At 53.1% G+C, this 16164-nt stretch carries 13 protein-coding genes, 1 tRNA gene and 1 pseudogene; 4 read left to right on the forward strand and 11 right to left on the reverse strand.

The window, feature by feature from the left end:
* Positions 1-23 precede the first annotated feature (23 nt).
* The 3 genes from HZS80_RS07460 to HZS80_RS07470 form a co-directional block, all read right to left on the reverse strand.
* The gene (locus tag HZS80_RS07460; protein WP_179915649.1) at positions 24-1889 is read right to left on the reverse strand and encodes a TRAP transporter large permease; all 1866 of its coding nucleotides are present in this window, start codon (positions 1887-1889) and stop codon (positions 24-26) included.
* Between the two features lie 81 nt (positions 1890-1970).
* A complete protein-coding gene (locus HZS80_RS07465) occupies positions 1971-2963 on the reverse strand; it encodes a TRAP transporter substrate-binding protein (protein ID WP_035555252.1) in 993 nt (330 codons plus the stop codon).
* A gap of 83 nt (positions 2964-3046) precedes the next feature.
* A complete protein-coding gene (locus HZS80_RS07470; RefSeq protein WP_035555256.1) occupies positions 3047-3811 on the reverse strand; it encodes an SDR family oxidoreductase in 765 nt (254 codons plus the stop codon).
* Between the two features lie 334 nt (positions 3812-4145).
* On the opposite strand from HZS80_RS07470, the gene HZS80_RS07475 reads away from it, so the two are divergent.
* Entirely contained in the window at positions 4146-4853 is a 708-nt protein-coding gene (locus HZS80_RS07475) for a GntR family transcriptional regulator (RefSeq protein WP_045812041.1), read from the forward strand.
* Positions 4854-4937: 84 nt separating this feature from the next.
* Here the strand turns inward: HZS80_RS07475 and HZS80_RS07480 are convergent, their stop codons facing one another.
* The gene (locus HZS80_RS07480) at positions 4938-5864 is read right to left on the reverse strand and encodes a YihY/virulence factor BrkB family protein (protein WP_035555261.1); all 927 of its coding nucleotides are present in this window, start codon (positions 5862-5864) and stop codon (positions 4938-4940) included.
* Between the two features lie 401 nt (positions 5865-6265).
* Between HZS80_RS07480 and HZS80_RS07485 the strand changes: the two are divergent.
* Positions 6266-6412: pseudogene (locus HZS80_RS07485) on the forward strand (methyl-accepting chemotaxis protein); the annotation flags it as partial.
* Between the two features lie 110 nt (positions 6413-6522).
* On the opposite strand, the gene HZS80_RS07490 reads toward HZS80_RS07485, so the two are convergent.
* From HZS80_RS07490 to HZS80_RS07500, 3 genes are read right to left on the reverse strand one after another with little or no spacing between them, the layout of a single operon-like run.
* The gene (locus tag HZS80_RS07490) at positions 6523-7785 is read right to left on the reverse strand and encodes a TRAP transporter large permease (protein ID WP_179915650.1); all 1263 of its coding nucleotides are present in this window, start codon (positions 7783-7785) and stop codon (positions 6523-6525) included.
* A complete protein-coding gene (locus HZS80_RS07495) occupies positions 7782-8306 on the reverse strand; it encodes a TRAP transporter small permease (protein ID WP_008956153.1) in 525 nt (174 codons plus the stop codon). Before HZS80_RS07495 ends, HZS80_RS07490 begins: the two co-directional genes overlap by 4 nt.
* Positions 8307-9344, reverse strand: coding sequence for a TRAP transporter substrate-binding protein (locus HZS80_RS07500; RefSeq protein WP_179915651.1), 1038 nt, complete (start codon positions 9342-9344; stop codon positions 8307-8309).
* A 268-nt stretch (positions 9345-9612) separates the two neighbouring features.
* On the opposite strand from HZS80_RS07500, the gene HZS80_RS07505 reads away from it, so the two are divergent.
* The gene (locus HZS80_RS07505; RefSeq protein ID WP_179915652.1) at positions 9613-11004 is read left to right on the forward strand and encodes an FAD-binding oxidoreductase; all 1392 of its coding nucleotides are present in this window, start codon (positions 9613-9615) and stop codon (positions 11002-11004) included.
* 14 nt (positions 11005-11018) lie between these two features.
* Here HZS80_RS07505 and HZS80_RS07510 read toward each other — a convergent pair whose 3' ends face one another.
* Together HZS80_RS07510 and HZS80_RS07515 are read right to left on the reverse strand one after the other, a co-directional pair.
* Positions 11019-11984 carry a LysR family transcriptional regulator gene (locus HZS80_RS07510; protein ID WP_179915653.1) on the reverse strand — a complete coding sequence of 322 codons (966 nt, stop codon included), beginning with the start codon at positions 11982-11984 and terminating at the stop codon, positions 11019-11021.
* A gap of 26 nt (positions 11985-12010) precedes the next feature.
* The gene (locus HZS80_RS07515; protein WP_179915654.1) at positions 12011-13006 is read right to left on the reverse strand and encodes a TRAP transporter substrate-binding protein; all 996 of its coding nucleotides are present in this window, start codon (positions 13004-13006) and stop codon (positions 12011-12013) included.
* Positions 13007-13149: 143 nt separating this feature from the next.
* On the opposite strand from HZS80_RS07515, the gene HZS80_RS07520 reads away from it, so the two are divergent.
* Positions 13150-13226 (forward strand) — tRNA-Arg (locus tag HZS80_RS07520).
* Positions 13227-13420: 194 nt separating this feature from the next.
* On the opposite strand, the gene HZS80_RS07525 is transcribed toward HZS80_RS07520, so the two are convergent.
* Both HZS80_RS07525 and HZS80_RS07530 read right to left on the reverse strand, forming a co-directional pair.
* Positions 13421-14365, reverse strand: coding sequence for a toll/interleukin-1 receptor domain-containing protein (locus tag HZS80_RS07525; RefSeq protein WP_179915655.1), 945 nt, complete (start codon positions 14363-14365; stop codon positions 13421-13423).
* 39 nt (positions 14366-14404) lie between these two features.
* Complete coding sequence (locus HZS80_RS07530) at positions 14405-16147, reverse strand: DUF4209 domain-containing protein (protein WP_179915656.1); 1743 nt, start codon at positions 16145-16147, stop codon at positions 14405-14407.
* Between the last annotated feature and the right edge of the window lie 17 nt (positions 16148-16164).

Here is a 16164-nt window from a genome sequence, read left to right on the forward strand (position 1 = left end):
GGCCTTTGTGGTTTAGCGGCTTATTATTCCAACAGGTTCCACAGGCCAATGGTGAGTGCGGGGAACATGCACAGTAGCAGGACGATCACCATGGTCGCAGCGATGAAAGGTACCGCCGCACGGAACACGGCGGAAGGCGATACCTTGGCGATCTGCGATGTGATAAATACCAACAACCCCACGGGTGGGGATATCCCCCCTAGCTGTAAGGTAATAATCATCACGATCCCCAATTGCACCGGGTCGACGCCGGCATTGGTCATCATCGGTAAAAACAAAGGAGCGATAATCAGCATCGCAGGCGTCAGGTCGAGAAACATGCCGGCCACGGCAAGCACTACTAAAAGGATGATGAACAAGCCGAACTGACTGTCGGCCGCCGTGCCTGCCCAGCCGACTATTTCCTGGGGTACCTGCTCAGCAATCAATATCCATGCGAACGGTACCGAGGCCGCGATCAAAAAACCGACCAGCGCGGCGTCGGTGCCGCACTCAACGAAGGAGCGGTAAAACTGCTTCCAGTCGTACGCTTTGAATACCAGTTTGCCAAGCACGAACGTCCAGAGCAACGCCACAACGCCCGCCTCGGTGGCGGTAATAACCCCAAAGCGGATCCCGCCCAGTACACCAACGGTGATCACCAACACCGGTAGTGCCCGCACGAAGGTATGCCAGATTGTCGCCATTGGCGCACGCGCCGTGGCTGTCTGGTACTGACGGCGCACGGAGATCCAATAAGCCACCAGCATCAACGCACCGGCGGCCATCAGTGCAGGCACAATACCGGCCATGAACAGGCGGGCGATAGAAACGTTGGCGACCGAGGCATAGACCAGCATAGCGATGGCTGGAGGTACCACGTTGGGCAGAATAGCTGATGAGGCGGTGACCGCGCAGGAGAACGCTGGCGAGTAGCCGCGTTTGACCATCTCAGGCACCAGGATTTTGGTGCTGCTGGCCGCATCGGCACTCGAAGAGCCTGAGATACCGCCAACCATCAGGCTGTTGAGGATGTTGACGTGGGCCAAGCCGCCGCGCAGGTGGCCGACCAGGCTTGTGGCGAAATCAATTAAGCGAGTCGAAAGCCCACCCAGGTTAAGTAGGTAACCGGTAGATAGAAAGAAGGGAATCGCTAGCAGGATGAACTTAGTCGAGCCGGTGACCATGTTCTGAACCACCGCTGGCGCCGGTAGAATAAACGAGGCCGAACTGGCCAGAAATACCCCGAACATCAACGAAAAAGATACCGGTACCCCAACCCCGAGTGCCAGAAAGAAAACCACCAGCATGATCAGGCTTGGTGAGACGCCCTGTAAGGGCCCCAATAGGCCTTGATCCAGCCCTGCATAGATCAAGCCAGCGATGACAATCGCCGCCAAGTTGCGGATCAGAATATTTGTATTGTCAGCGTCGCGGGCGAGCAGGAAAACCAGCGCGATGACACCGGAAATGGGAATGACGGCGTACTTGATAGCCGTAGGCCATTGTAAGCTGGCGCTGGTGCCACCCACCATGTCGGCTAGTTGGTAGCCGCCGAACAGCATCATAATCAGTGTCAGCGAAAGGATAAGATTCTGGGTGAAGCCCAGTACACCGGTGAGCCAGGCTGGCAGATCCTTAGGCAGGAAGTCACCAGCAACATGGCGCTGTTGGCGTACCCCTAATGCCGCGCCGAGAAAGATTAACCAGGTAAAGCACCATATCGCGAACTCTTCGGTCCACGAAAAAGAGTCGTTGAAAACATAGCGAGAAACGACACCGGCGAGCACCGCCAGGGTCATGGCCAGCAAAATACCAAAGACGAGGAAACGCACTAGGCTTTCCAGCCCGGTGGCGGCGCGGCCGATGCCCAATGATGAGGTTGCAAGGGAAAAACGGTAGGCAGACATCCGATACGCTCCAGAAGGGCGGCGCCAGTGAAGACGCAACAAACACTCGGCCCCACCATAGCGGTGGGGCCGACAGGGTTGTTATTCCGCGTTTTCGATCAGCGAAACAAGTGCTTCGCCATTCGGGATTTTTTCAACATATTCGTCGCGGATTGGCTTCATAGCTTCTTGCCATGGCCCTTTGTCTTCGATTTCGATGATCGTCGCACCGTCGGCAACGGTTTCATCCAATGCCGCCTGGTCGTCACTCTTACGCATTGCGGGTAGCTCTGCCTGAACCTCCAGTGCTGCTTCAGTGATCACCTCCTGGTAGTCGTCAGGCAGACGCTCCCACCAGTTCTGTGACACTACCCAGGTACCCATGGCGAAGATGTGATCGGTTTTCACATAGTATGGAGCCACTTCATAGAAGCGGTTGGTCAGATAGTTAGTCGCAGTGTTATCAAAGAAGTCGATAACCCCTGTCTGCATGGAGTTATAGATTTCAGGTGCGGGAACTGGCGTTGGGTTGGCGCCAGCTGCTTGCCAGGCGTCGACGTGCAACGGGCTCTGGATGACGCGCATCTTCTTGCCCTGGATGTCGTCAATCGAATCAATCGGGAAACTGCTCATCAACTGACGGATACCATTGACGGAGAAGCCGAGCAGATGGAACCCCTGCTCTTCAAAGTTGGCTGAGAGTTCTTCGGTCAATGGTTCGCTGAGCGCTGTCGCCTGCTCCTCGCCATCGATCAAATAAGGTAAATCGAGCACTTGAACCTCGGGAATCCAAGAGGTCAGTACAGAGCTGGTGATGATGCCCATCTGAACCGAGCCCAACCGGATACCTTCGGCAGATTCGCTTTCTCCGCCCAGCACGCTGTTAGCGAACAGCTGGATATCAACATTGTTGTCTGTGCGTTCACGCACCAGATCGGCAAACTGCTGCGCCGCTACATACTTGGTATTGCCTTCCGGCACATCGAGCGAGAGCTTGGCATTGTAATCTGCTGCTAGAACGGACGTGCTGCTGATGGCGAGCGCCAATGCCGTCAGCACAGCGGGTGTTGTGGTTAAAGCGTGTTTGATTTGCATGAGCCTAGTCCTTGTATGTTGTTATATAGGTCGTTCATCCGGTCATACCGGTGTGGTTGTCTTTCTCGGGTTTTAAATTGCCGTTAAAGAACGGCCAGCATGCCGCCATCGACGTAAATGATCTGACCATTTACGTAGCTCGACGCCGGGGATGCCAGGTAGACCACCGTCCCAACAAGATCTTCGGGAACTCCCCAGCGTTTGGAAGGGGTGCGGCCAACGATCCAGTCATTGAATTTCGGATCATCGACCAGTGGCTGGGTCATTTCCGTGATCATGTAGCCAGGGCCGATGGCGTTGGTCTGGATGTTATGTTCAGCCCACTCCGCTGCCATGGATTGGGTCAACAGACGCACGCCGCCCTTGGAGGCCGTATAAGCACCCACGGTTGGTCGTGCGACTGAGCTCATCAGAGAGCCGATATTGATGATTTTGCCGCCCTTGCCGCGCGCAATCATTTGACGGGCAACGTTGCGACCCAGCAGGAAGGTGCTGGTCAGATTCGTGTTGATCACGGTGTCCCACTGGTCGCGTTCGAGCTCGACCAACGGGCGGCGAAGCTGCATGCCAGCGTTATTGACCAGGATGTCGATAGTAACGCCATCGGCATCAAGCGCTGCCAGCGCCTGCTCAATGGCAGCTTCGTCGGTAATATCGAACGATGTGGTCAATACGCTATGTCCTTCCTCGGAAAGGGCATCACGCGCTGCTTCGAGTTTGTCGCGATTACGACCATGAATAATGATTTGAGCGCCCGACTGAGCCAATCCGCGGGCCATTGCGAGCCCCAGCCCACCCGATGATCCGGTAATAAGTGCCGTGCGGCCTGTTAGATCGAACAAGGTCATCTTTCTCACCTCTTGTATCATTGTTGTGTGAAAAGAATTTTAGGGTTTAGCTACTTTCTAGAGTGAATTAAGCGTTTTTTGAAGGTTATTAACGTTGCGGTGAAAGCTAAAAGTAAGCAGCGTTAAAGATATGTTAGTCACAAGAGTCTGCTTCCACCGTTATTGAAAACTTATTTTTTAAGAAAACATTAAATAAAGAATCAAGTGATGCGCTACTTAAGCGTTATTGACGTATCCATCACATGTGTTCTGATTAGAAATATATTGGTATATACCTTGATATACCATGATACTTATGTCTAATAAGGCACTAATTTATCGGGATTACAAAATAATGGTCACTAAAACATCGTCTTACGGGATGTCCCAAGGAGAACAGGCTTACGAGAGAATTGAGTCATTAATCGCTCACATGGAGCTCAAACCCGGTGAGACCATGACAATGGCCGACTTGCAGGAGCGGGTATCGCTGGGCCGCACCCCGGTGCTTGAAGCGATTCGCAAGCTTTCGGACGACACCCTTTTGGAAGTACGCGCTGGGCGCGGGGTCAAGATTACGCCCATTGACTTGCATCGCGAACGCCGGTTGTTAAGAATTCGGCGCGATATTGAGAGTTTTGTCGTTGAACTGGCCATTGATAACGCCAGTGGTTTGGTAAGAAGTCAGCTGAACCAACTAGCCCGCATGCTTCGAGAATTAAAGTCAGGCAGTGATATTCGCCCCTTCAATGAGCTCGACAAGCGAATGGATCAATTACTGTTGGAGGCTGCCGACGAACCCTTTGTAGAACGGACATTGCGGCCACTTCACACGACGTTTCGGCGGCTGGGGTATCTTTATCAGAGCCACCTGGGTAGTGAGCGCACCGTGCAGGAAAATATCCAGATGCATGTGGATATGCTCGATGCGATCATTGAGCGTGACACTCCTAAGGCATTAAAGGCGACGCATTTGCTGATGGATTTTATGGAAGAGATGTTCGTGCCGCTTGAGCGGGATCTTGCCCCTTCTTATCTTGATGTTAATATCAAGCCCTTTTGATTTTAGGGCTTTTTGCCACGTCGTTTGGCTGTCTTTTTACTATAACGCCAGTACGCGCAGGGAGCGTCAGCCGCCCCAGGTTGCTCATTCAACCCGTGTAATAGGCTGTCGGCTAGGGTCGAGATGCCAGGCCAGACCAAGGCGCGAGTTGCGTTCCAATTCGGCGATCACCTGGGCGCCCAGCAGTAAAATAATGGCGCCTACTTCCAAACTAATCAGCACGATCACCAGTGTTGCCAGCGAGCCGTAAACAGCGTTTACGAACGATAGATTGGCAAAATAGTAGACCAGTAACAGCCGTACGCCTTCCCAGAGTAGCGCTGCCACAAAACCACCCACTACCGCACGGCGTAAGGCGATACGTACCACCGGCAGCACTTTATAAATAGCGCTAAAGAGCAGGAAAACCCCAATGAAACTGGCTAGGTTCAGCACGGGTTCTGAAAAGCTCGCCAACGGCAGCTCGCGCTCGAATAATAAAAAGACCAACGTATTGAGTGAACTGGCCAGGGTGACCACTAGTGTCAGCACCATCAAGCCCGCCCCCAGCACCACCATAAAGGCATAAGGCAACATCACTGACACCCAGACACGGCGCTTGATGTGCGGGCTCTCCGGCGCATCAAAAATGATCGCCAAGGCGTCTTCCAGCATGCGAAAGGCAAAGGAGCTGAACAGTAATAGAACGGGAAAACTCAGAATGCCGATGACATCGCGCGAATCGAGCAGGCTACGCACAGCCTCAAGCAATACCTCGGCATGGGCAGGCGCCATATGCCGGGCCTGGATAGCGAGCACATTGAGAAGATGCTGCTGATCAACGACTTGAGTTAACAGCACCACCAGTACAGCAAATAACGGCACGATGGAGAGCAAAATATTGTAGCCCACCCCGCCTGCCAGCAGAATGCCGTGGTTTTTCAGAAAATTACGAAGTACGCGCCAGGAAAAATGAGCCAACTGAGGAAGCAGGAGCAAGGCCGCGTTAAACAGAGAGGAATTACGAATCATGGCTTGCCATACTCCTTGTGTACTAGCGCCATGATACGCTGCTGGCGATAGCAAGTAACAAGCGCAAATCACAAGGACGTCAGGAAATGTCAGATCGAGAGTCGATAACGAGGTTATTAAGAGAAGGGAAAAAGACATTAGCAATAAAAAGGTCGCCCTGATCAGGCGGTAGAAAGATCAAGGCAACCGAAGAACATGTGTTAGCGTCTTGCTAAAACGGGCCATCCCTGGCCACCACTCCCCCACCATGAATGGATTAGTGTGTTTTTACCTTAACCTAGGTTATGTATCGTTAGTTATTTAGCTAAATAGCTGCCTATAAAGCAAAAACAACCCAAAAGTGGTTAAAGTTGACACACTTTAAGTCGACATATACTTAGTCTATACGCTAAACCCTTCTGCATGGCCGTGGCTTTGCCGTGGTGGCACAAGAAGTTAGGATTCTGGCCAGTCGTTCGAGCGATGCTTCCAAAGAGATTCGTGCGCTTATCGATACGTCCGTTCAGCACACTGAATCGGGCGCGAAGCTGGTGCGCAGCGCCGGTGATCTCACTGCCAATTCTTTTGGTAGCAGCACCTTTAACAGGTGTGAAATGAAACGGGGTTTGCCAATGGCAAGCCCCGTTTCGTTCTAATGAGCGATGCTTAGACAGTGTGGTTAATTGCCAGACCAGCCCAACATAATCGGCACGTAAACCACTAACAGCAGCACCCCGATCAGCCCCAGCAGGTAAGGGATGATCGCCCGAGTAATGCGCTCCAGTGGTAGCTGGGTGATCGAAGACGCCACATAGAGGTTGATCGCCACCGGCGGGGTAATCATGCCGATGGAGAGCCCCACCACGATAATCAAACCAAAGTGGATCGGATCAATCCCCAACTGCAGCACCAGCGGTAGCAGCACCGGTGTGAGGATAATCAGCGCACTGGCGGTTTCAATAAACACCCCGGTGAGCAGAATAATTCCCACGATCAGCAGCATAATCACATAAGGGTTGGTAGACAGCGACAGTACGGCCTGAGCAATCGCCCCCGGCACCTGCCAGCTAGACAGCGTCCAACTCAATACCGCCGACATGGCAATCACCAGCATAATCACCGCGGTGGTCATCGCCGAACGGATCAGCAGCTTATACACCTGCGGAAAGGTCAGGTCACGGTAGACAAACAGCGACACCAGCATGGCGTAGTTCACCGCCACGACCGCCGCTTCCGACGGGGTGAATATTCCCGAGAAGATACCACCCAGGATAATCACCGGCGTCATCAACCCCCAGCTGGCATCTTTAAAGGTATGCCAGATGGTGGCCAGCGAGAGCGGTGTACCCTTGGGGTATTGGCGCTTATACGCCTGAGCAATGGCAATGGCCATTAACCCTAGCCCCATCGCCAAACCCGGCAAAAAACCGTTTAAAAACAGCTTGGAAACGGACTGCTGGGCGATCACCGCGTAGATGATCATCGGCACCGAGGGCGGAATCACCACCCCGATGGTGCCGCTGGCGGCGATCAGGCTGGCCGCCGAGGCCGGGTCATAGCCTTTACGCTTGAGCTCCGGCACCAGGCTGGAACCCACCGCTGCGGTGGTCGCGGCGCCAGAGCCGGAGATGGCCGCAAAGAACATGCCCGCCATCACCGAGACCACCGACAGCCCGCCACGCATAAAACCGACCAAAGAATCGGCAAAGCTGACCAGCTTTTCGCTCACCTTACCCTGGGCCATTAAATCCCCAGCGAGGATAAACATCGGGATAGCCACCAGGGCAAAGGAGTTGATGCCCTGGAACATCTGCTGGGTGACCACCATCAGTGGCACGCCGGATTGATACAGCGCATAGAGCGTGCTGGCGCCAATCGCAAAGGCAATCGGCACGCCCAACAGCATAAACAGGAAGAACAGCCCAAACAGCAGCAGCGTCATAGCGACTCCTCCTGGGGCTGGGAGGTTTCGCCGTTAATCAGCAGCTCGATGATATCGACCAGCGCATACCAGGCCATAATCGCCGCACAGATTGGCATTACCGCGTAAACATAGGTCATCGACAGCCGCAGCGAGGCGGATTTCTGAAAGCTTTGTACCTGCATATAGCGGTAGCCGATCACAATCAGCGCGATCATAAACGCCAGCACAATCAGCAGGGCGGCAAGCCGGGCTAGCTGGCGCAGTCGGCCGGGCAGGGCATCGACCACAAAGGTCACGGCGATATGCCGCCCACGCTGGAATGCCAGAGTGCCCGCTAAGAAGGTGATCCACACCAGCAGAAAGCGGGCGACCTCTTCCGTCCAGCCGACGGCGGTGAATAGCACACGAGAGACGATCTGCAGGGTAATCACCCCAATCAGCGCCGCCATGCCCGCAAAGACCACGGGCTGTAGAATGGCGTCCAGAAAGCGTTCAGAACGCTGTAGCAGCGTTACCAATGGATGCGTGTGAGTGGGCACTTACTTCACTTCCTCCTGAATGCGTTGCAGGTAGTCGCCGAACTGGTCACCGTACTTCTCATACACCGGCGCAACGGCTTCCTGGAAGGCGGCGATATCGGGCGACTCATTTATTTCCATGCCTGCCTCAGCCAGTTCGGCTAACTGCTCGGCTTCCATGATGGCATTTTGTTCTCTGGCATAGCTAGCAGCTTCGCTGGCGGCATCGAGTACGATCTCCTGAACTTCCTCTTGCAGGCCGTTCCAGGCGGGTAAGCTCATAATGAAAATCGCTGGCGCATAGATATGCCGCGTCATGGTGAGGTAGCCCTGGGTTTCCGCCAGGTTAAAGGCATGGATGGCGTTAACCGGGTTTTCCTGACCATCAATCGTGCCTTGTTGCAGGGCGGTCAGCGCTTCTGTCCACGCCATGGGCACGGCATTGGCGCCGAGTTCGCGGAACGTATCCACATAGACCTCATTCTCGATGACGCGCAGTGTCAGGCCTTCGAGATCCTGGGGCGCATTAATCGCGTGCTGACTATTGGTGATATTGCGAAAGCCGCGCTCAGCAAATGCCAGCCCTTTAAGGTTCACATCCTCTAATTTACCCAGTATCTCCTGGCCGATCTCGCCATCCAGCACCGAGTAGGCAGATTCGGCGGAAGGGAAGAGGAAAGGCAGCTCAAACACTGAGAACTCATCAACGAAGTTGGCCACGGGCCCGTTGGTGATCACGCCCATATCGACAGTGCCGATCTGCATGCCTTCCAGAATGGTGCGCTCGTCTCCCAGAGAAGCGTTGGGGAAGATCTCGACAGAGACCGCACCGTCGGTCTGTTCGCTGACTAACTGCTGAAAGCGCTCGGCGGCGATATGGTAAGTATCTTCTGTATTCACCACGGTCGCTAAGCGCAGATTGGTAGGGGTTATTTCCTCGGCGTGGGCCATGAGCGGTAAACCAAGCAGGCCAGCGCATAGCAATGACAATTTTAACTGTTTGAATTTGCTTGTATTACAGGATGCGGCGTGAGCGGTGAAGCGGGCGTTGTGATTCACATTATCTCCTAGTGGTGGCTGTTCTTATTATCTTATTGGGCTTCATCTATATCACATCGAACTAACAGGGCAAATTACTTATTTTCATTCCACTATTCGCGATAATAATCCAAAAAATCTTTATAGATCTGGGGCTTGAGAGTGGTGATGGTTAGCGCTAGCCTGCAAGCATTACGATTGATTAAACGCCTTGGAAGGCAATTGTAAGGCTTAGTCGGTGGTTAAGTCTTACTAACCATGGCAACGCCAGCTAAAACAGGAATAACCAATGGATAAGTTGCTTAACGACCTAGTAGCGGTAGTCGGCCCAGAAGGCGTGCTGCTCGGTGAAGATGTCTCCCAGCGTAGCGTCGACTGGTTTACCGGGGCGCCCTGTCGTGCCAAGGCCATTGTAAGGCCCCGCAACACCGAACAGCTCAGCCGGGTGATGGCCTTATGCTACCAGGCCGACCAGTTGGTAGTGACCCATGGCGGCATGACCGGCATTGTGCACGGTGGGGAAGCCAGCCCCGAGGAACTGGTGGTTTCCCTGGAACTAATGAACCAGATCGAAGAGGTCGACCTGGTTGGCTCTACGATTCAGGTTCAGGCCGGGGTGACACTCCAGCGTGTGCAGGAAGCCGCGGCGGAGATCGATATGCAGTTTCCGCTCGATCTTGGCGCCCGGGGATCGTGCACCATTGGCGGCAATATCGCCACCAATGCGGGCGGCATAAGGGTCATTCGCTACGGCATGATGCGCCAGCAAGTGCTGGGGCTGGAAGCCGTACTCAGCGACGGCACCGTGGTAAGCTCGCTGAACAAAATGCTCAAGAATAACGCTGGCTACGACCTCAAACAGCTATTTATCGGTAGCGAAGGCACGTTGGGTATCGTCACCCGTGCAGTACTCCGGTTGCAGCCACATATGCCCAGCGAACAAACCGCACTGGTCGCGGTGCCCTCCTTCGAGGCCTTGACCCAGCTGTTACGCAGGGTCTCCCAAGAGCTCGCCAATAGCCTTAGCGCCTTCGAGGCGTTGTGGAATAGTCACTACAAGTTAGTGACCACCGAGAGCGGCAAGCACGTGCCCCCGTTGGCCGACGACTCGCCTTTCTACGCGATCATCGAAACCCTGGGGCTAGATGACGCCCAGGATGCGGCGCATTTCTCAGAGATTCTGCAAAAGGCGATGGAAGACGGCTTGATCACCGATGCCGTGCTGGCCAGTTCCGGTGCCCAGCGCCAGGGCATCTGGGCGATCCGAGAGGATATCGAAGTGCTGGTGCACCAGCTGAAGCCGATGTTCTCCTATGATATCAGCCTGCCGATTCCGCATATGGACGCGTACGTCGATACCCTGGAGCAAAACCTCAAGGCGCAGTTTCCGCAAACCGGTAAAATGATTGTGTTTGGTCATCTGGGCGATGGCAACCTGCACATCATGATCACGGTGCGCGACGACAGCCCGCAAAGCCGCCGCCAGGTTGAGCAGTTGGTATACTCCCCCCTACAAGCGTACGGCGGCTCGATCTCTGCCGAACACGGCATTGGGCTCGAAAAGCGCGACTACCTGAGCATTTCCCGCACCAGCGAAGAGATCGCTTTAATGAAGCGTATGAAAGTCGCTCTTGATCCCAAGCTGCTGTTGAACCGCGGCAAAGTCGTGGCGGTGGAGTGAGTTTGGCTATTTGATTAAGGGGCGCCCAGGGCGGAGGGGGCGGGTGTTATCAGCTCCCTGGTGAGGTGCCGTAACCAGTGGATGCCTGCATCGTGATCCTTGCGTTCATCCCAGCACAGGCAGACCTTGAACGCTGGGACATCCAGGGGCAGGGCGTAGAACTTCAGGCTATTGTTGCGGCAAATGACCCTGGCGGCGCTCTCTGTGACCACGCAGAGCAGCGTTGTGGAGGCCAATATTTCCTGCAGCGGATTAATATAGGGCGTCTTGGCGACGATTTTGCGCTCCAACCCTAGTTCCCGCAGCTTTTCATTGATGAGCAGCGGGCTGTCCTCGCGATGGGATAAAGCCACTTGCGGGGAGTTTAAAAACGCCTGAAGGCTAATGGTGCTGCCCTCGCCATGAAAAGTCGCATCGCCCACACAGCCAATCACATCGTCAAACAGGTACTCATGATGCGCGGTGAGCGGCAAGGTTTCGAGCTGCACCACCGCCAGGTCGATATCGTGCTCTTGAAGGACTTGTTGGGCGCCTTCCGCGCTGGCGATGCGCGTGGAGAGCATGTTGAAACACACATCGGGCGCGTGCTCCAAACAGTGCTGGATCAGTTTGGGTTGCAGCTGCTGGCTGACATAGTCCACCAAACTGACACGAAACTCCCGCTTTGATGTGGCGGGAGAAAACTCGTTAGTGCTGTGAACGGCCTGGTCAAGGTAGAACAGCCCTTTGGCCACCGCGGCGTCCATCTGCCGGGCGAGCGGGGTGGGCTGCATGCCGTCCAACGTCTTGATGAACAGCGGGTCGTCCATTAACAGGCGCAACTTTTTCAGCGAGTGGCTGACCGCCGGTTGCGTCAGGCAGAGCGCCTCAGCGGTCAGCGTTAAACTCCGTTTCCAATACAGCGTGTGAAAGACCAATAGTAAATTGAGATTTACCTTATTGAGTCTGTTCGCCAGCTTAAGATGGGCGGTGTCAGCCATCAGGCGATTCTCTTGTATTAGGCGCGTTACTTGAGTGCCTCCTGGATGCGCGGCAGGTAATCACCGAACTGCTCGCCGTACTTCTCATACACGGGTACAACGGCGGCTTGGAAAGCTTCCATATCCGGCGTGTCGTTGATCTCCATGCCGGCATCGCGCAGGGCCTGCAACTGCTCGCTCTCCATCTCCGCGTTCACCTGACGTTCATACTCCGCTGCTTCCTGGGCGGCCGCTAGCAACACTTCCTGTGCGTTTTCAGGCAACTGGCTCCAGGCGGGCATACCCATGACAAAAATCGCCGGGGCGTAGGTGTGGCGGGAAAGGGTCATGTAGTTCTGGGTTTCATCCAGGTTGAACGAGTGAATCACGTTCACCGGGTTCTCCTGGCCGTCGATGGTGCCCTGCTGCATGGCGGTGAGCGCTTCTGTCCACGCCATGGGGATGGCGTTGGCACCCAGCTCGCGGAAGGTATCGGTATAGACCGGGTTTTCCATTACGCGAATGCGCAGGCCGTCCAGATCTTCCGGTGAGTTTACCGCCCGCTCGCTGTTGGTCAGGTTGCGGAAACCGCGCTCGGCGTAGGCCATGCCTTTCAGGTTCACCTCGGAAAGCTTATCGAGCAGTTCCTGGCCAATCGGGCCATCGAGCACTGCGTAAGCGGCTTCCGGGGAGGGGAACAGGAACGGCAGCTCGAACACCGCCATCTCTTCCACAAAGTTAGCCACCGGGCCGTTGGTAATCACGCCCATATCCACCGTGCCGATCTGCATGCCTTCCAGCAGCGTGCGTTCGTCACCCAGGGTGGCGTTGGGGTAGATCTCGATATCCACCTTGCCCTCGGTGCGCTCTTCGACCAGCTCTTCAAACTTGGTGGCGGCAATGTGGAAGCCATCCTGCTCATTGACCACGTGGGCCAGGCGCAGGGTGACAGGATCCATATCCGCAAAATCAGCGGCGTTCGCGGCGCCCACAAGCGCCAGTGAGATGCCCAGAGCCAGCGTGCTACGTGCAAATGTTTTCATATTATTGTGTTCCCAATCGATAAAGGTGCAGAAGTGCTCTCAAAGCATGCACCACCGCGGGGAAAACGGTCAATTGACCAAAGGACTCAAGCGCCATACGGCTGGACACAGCGCCCCTGCACAGTTACGATACGCACCCACAAGCGCCCGTAGCTCAGTTGGATAGAGTATCGGCCTCCGAAGCCGAGGGTCGCAGGTTCAAATCCTGCCGGGCGCGCCAAACATCAGAAAAGGGGCCTACGAGAAATCGTGGGCCCTTTTTTTGTTTGGCTGCTTTCGGCCAGGAGCTATCTTTTAGTCGTCTCTGATATAACTCCGAAGCTCAGTTGCCGCGGGAGCAACCGAAGGCTGCGGAGGGAAGCCAAAGCGCGGCAGCGCTTTGGGCGGTCAACTGCAGCGATATGTTGGGCCTTTTCACTGGAGCGGACGGATAAATAGACTCCAAAGATGTTCCGCCACTCCTTGTTGGGAAAGTGCTTCATCCGCGCGGTTCTCAAACGACTGCATGCCCATGGGCGCAAGCGCGAGCGAGTATCCGTCATCAACAACGGAGATCATCTCGTTAAAACTATTGCGGCTATTGTCGTCTGAGTTCGAATAACAAATCCCATGGCCACCAAGCGTGCCGCCAAACCAAATAGAACATGTAGCAGCGCGAGTCCCAGATGAGTAGATTGAACCGGTAAAACGCGTGTTATCAATGCGCTTAAACCGCGCTTGAATTTGCGAATTCCTTTGCTCGAGTTCTTCCAAAGAGCCAGCGAAGAAGCGCGCTATATATTCGTAGCTATCTTCTAGAAATTCGTCTTTTTCGTGATCATTGAAGCTTCGCTTGATCGCAAGATTACTCGATCTAGGTTTCGTCATCGGAGACCTCGTCGGCTCAGACGTTTCAGTATCAGGCTCAGTTGAGAGTTGACGTGGTCGAGCTTCTATGGCTTCGCGAATATCTTTAGTGATTATTGAAAATGCTTCTTGAGCATTACCGTGCATTGAAACTGGTTTCCCATCGGTTGGTGTCGCACGTAGATGGCCGAATGGAGCCGAATGCCAGTCGCACGGATGTAAGATTACCGGGATGACAACCGCTAAACCGCCATTGTGCTTCTCGATAGCATGGTTCATCTCCGTGTCGTAGCAATAATCAGACGCGAGAAAGTTAGCGCTAACGAGGAGAAGAATAATTTCCGCTTCCTCCAACTCTTGGCTAATCGTTCGATGTATATCGGTACCCGCTGAGATTCTCCGATCGTGCCATGCCGTGATACGCCCCTGACGCTTCAACAATGCAAGATGAGTTTCTAGCTCATTACGCATAGCCTCATCTTTATGCGAATATGAGAAAAACAAGGTCGTCATCAGTCTATCCTCGTCTTTAAGGTCCAGCGCCGCGCTCTGTTATGCATTGTTCTCTCTGACCTGAGCCAAGCAAAGGACTACGTGCATGATTCTATCTGCCGTGGAATAATTGAAGGCACCTACCGGGCTGATTCCATGGCATACATCATTTCGCATATTCCAACCGCGTTGATCAGTAAGTAGCATCCTGAAATAGAACGATGAATCAGTACCAAAACAGTCTTCTACCCTTTCGTCTCTTAGTAAATCGTCAAACATCCTCAGCTGTAGTCCACCCTGCCTATTCTTCCTTAAAGTAGCACCCCCCATTAACTCCACTAACGTTCGAATAGCTGCCTCTGCCTGGGGAACCAGTATGTGTATTGCAGAGATATAATTCTCGGCAAGGTAAGCTTGGATACCAGTATGAATAAGATTCTTTTTAGACTCTTCGAATATAGGTGACTGAAATATATATTCGGTCAATTCTTGATCGTCAAATCCGTAAACTTCAGAGGCTTTGTTAAATGAATGCCTGAGAAAAAATGAGTCAATATTCATATTTTGTGAAAGCTGGTGAATAACGTTGCCTTCTAGATCTTCTTCTATTCCTCCAATCGTCGCCACAGGTCTTCCCTTGTGGTCCTGCAGTGTCTTCGTAAATAAATATGTCAATGGATGATTTTTTGCCAGATCCAAGACCTGCTGTTCTACTTGACCTTTCTTCGGAATAAATTGCGCTGCGATTCTACTAAGTGTTTTATGAAGCCCACCTTCCGTCATCGAAGCTAGATATGCTTCTAATTTTTCCTTTGGAATCTCCATGCTATGAGAGAATTCTTGCATACTCTCTACGACACTTGGCCCTACCTCAGATATCTTCTTCGAAACGAGTTCTGCGTTTTCGATCATGTTGAAGCTTATATAAATGTCGTGCACATGTTGGAGCCAAGAAGAGACCTGAATTGGAGCCAAGCCATCACACGTATCTTCAAAACAATTTCCAACAACTCCAATCACTCGAGCAACATCGTCGTTCATTCCCTTGCTACGATAATAAGTGGCTAACGGGATAGCCGCCGATTCACACACCCATGGTGAATGCTCTTTGGAGACACGTGTTAAACGGGACTCGAGATCATCCACAAGATTCTGCTCTTGTGCCTCAGACAAATTCCTATATTTACCTAAAACAAAAAGCTCAAAGCAAAATCCCCAAAGGCCCGCCTTGTCATCTTCAGCAATTCTGTCTTCTAATTTAATCGCGCTTTCAACACACCTTTCTGCCAATTCTCTGTTATTCAGTGCGGACGCAACTTTGAACGCCCTAGTGATTTTCGTTATTGCTTCGGTTGGGTGTTCGCAGAGATCATTATCAGTTACATCAAGAAGTGCATTTACATAGTCAATAGCAATCCTATAGTCAGGCTTTTCGTCCACGGCAGCTTCAGAGAGATCCCAAATAAGCCCAGCATAGCGAGCTTTCATTAATGGATTATTGGTTTCTTGTGACCTGCTTCTCCAGTGCTCAATAGTCTCTTTGGTTACCAATGCAATGCTGGGACTTTCATACGCTTTACCGTCATCCCCTACCCAAACCATCATAGGCCCAAAATATGTGCCCCAGCCATTTGGCTTATCCAAATATTCTTCGCAAAATCCAAATGCAATTCGTTCGGCTATGGCCTTTGGACTTTGATCATTTTCGGTAGCACGATTTATTTTTGACGAAATAGAATATTCGCTAGCTATCTCCTTAGAATGATCCAAATCTTCCATTAATCTAACTAGCTCTTCATTCATGATAAGCTCCTCGTTGA

Origin of the sequence: Vreelandella glaciei, from assembly GCF_013415125.1 — a bacterium.
GTDB classification, from domain to species: domain Bacteria; phylum Pseudomonadota; class Gammaproteobacteria; order Pseudomonadales; family Halomonadaceae; genus Vreelandella; species Vreelandella glaciei.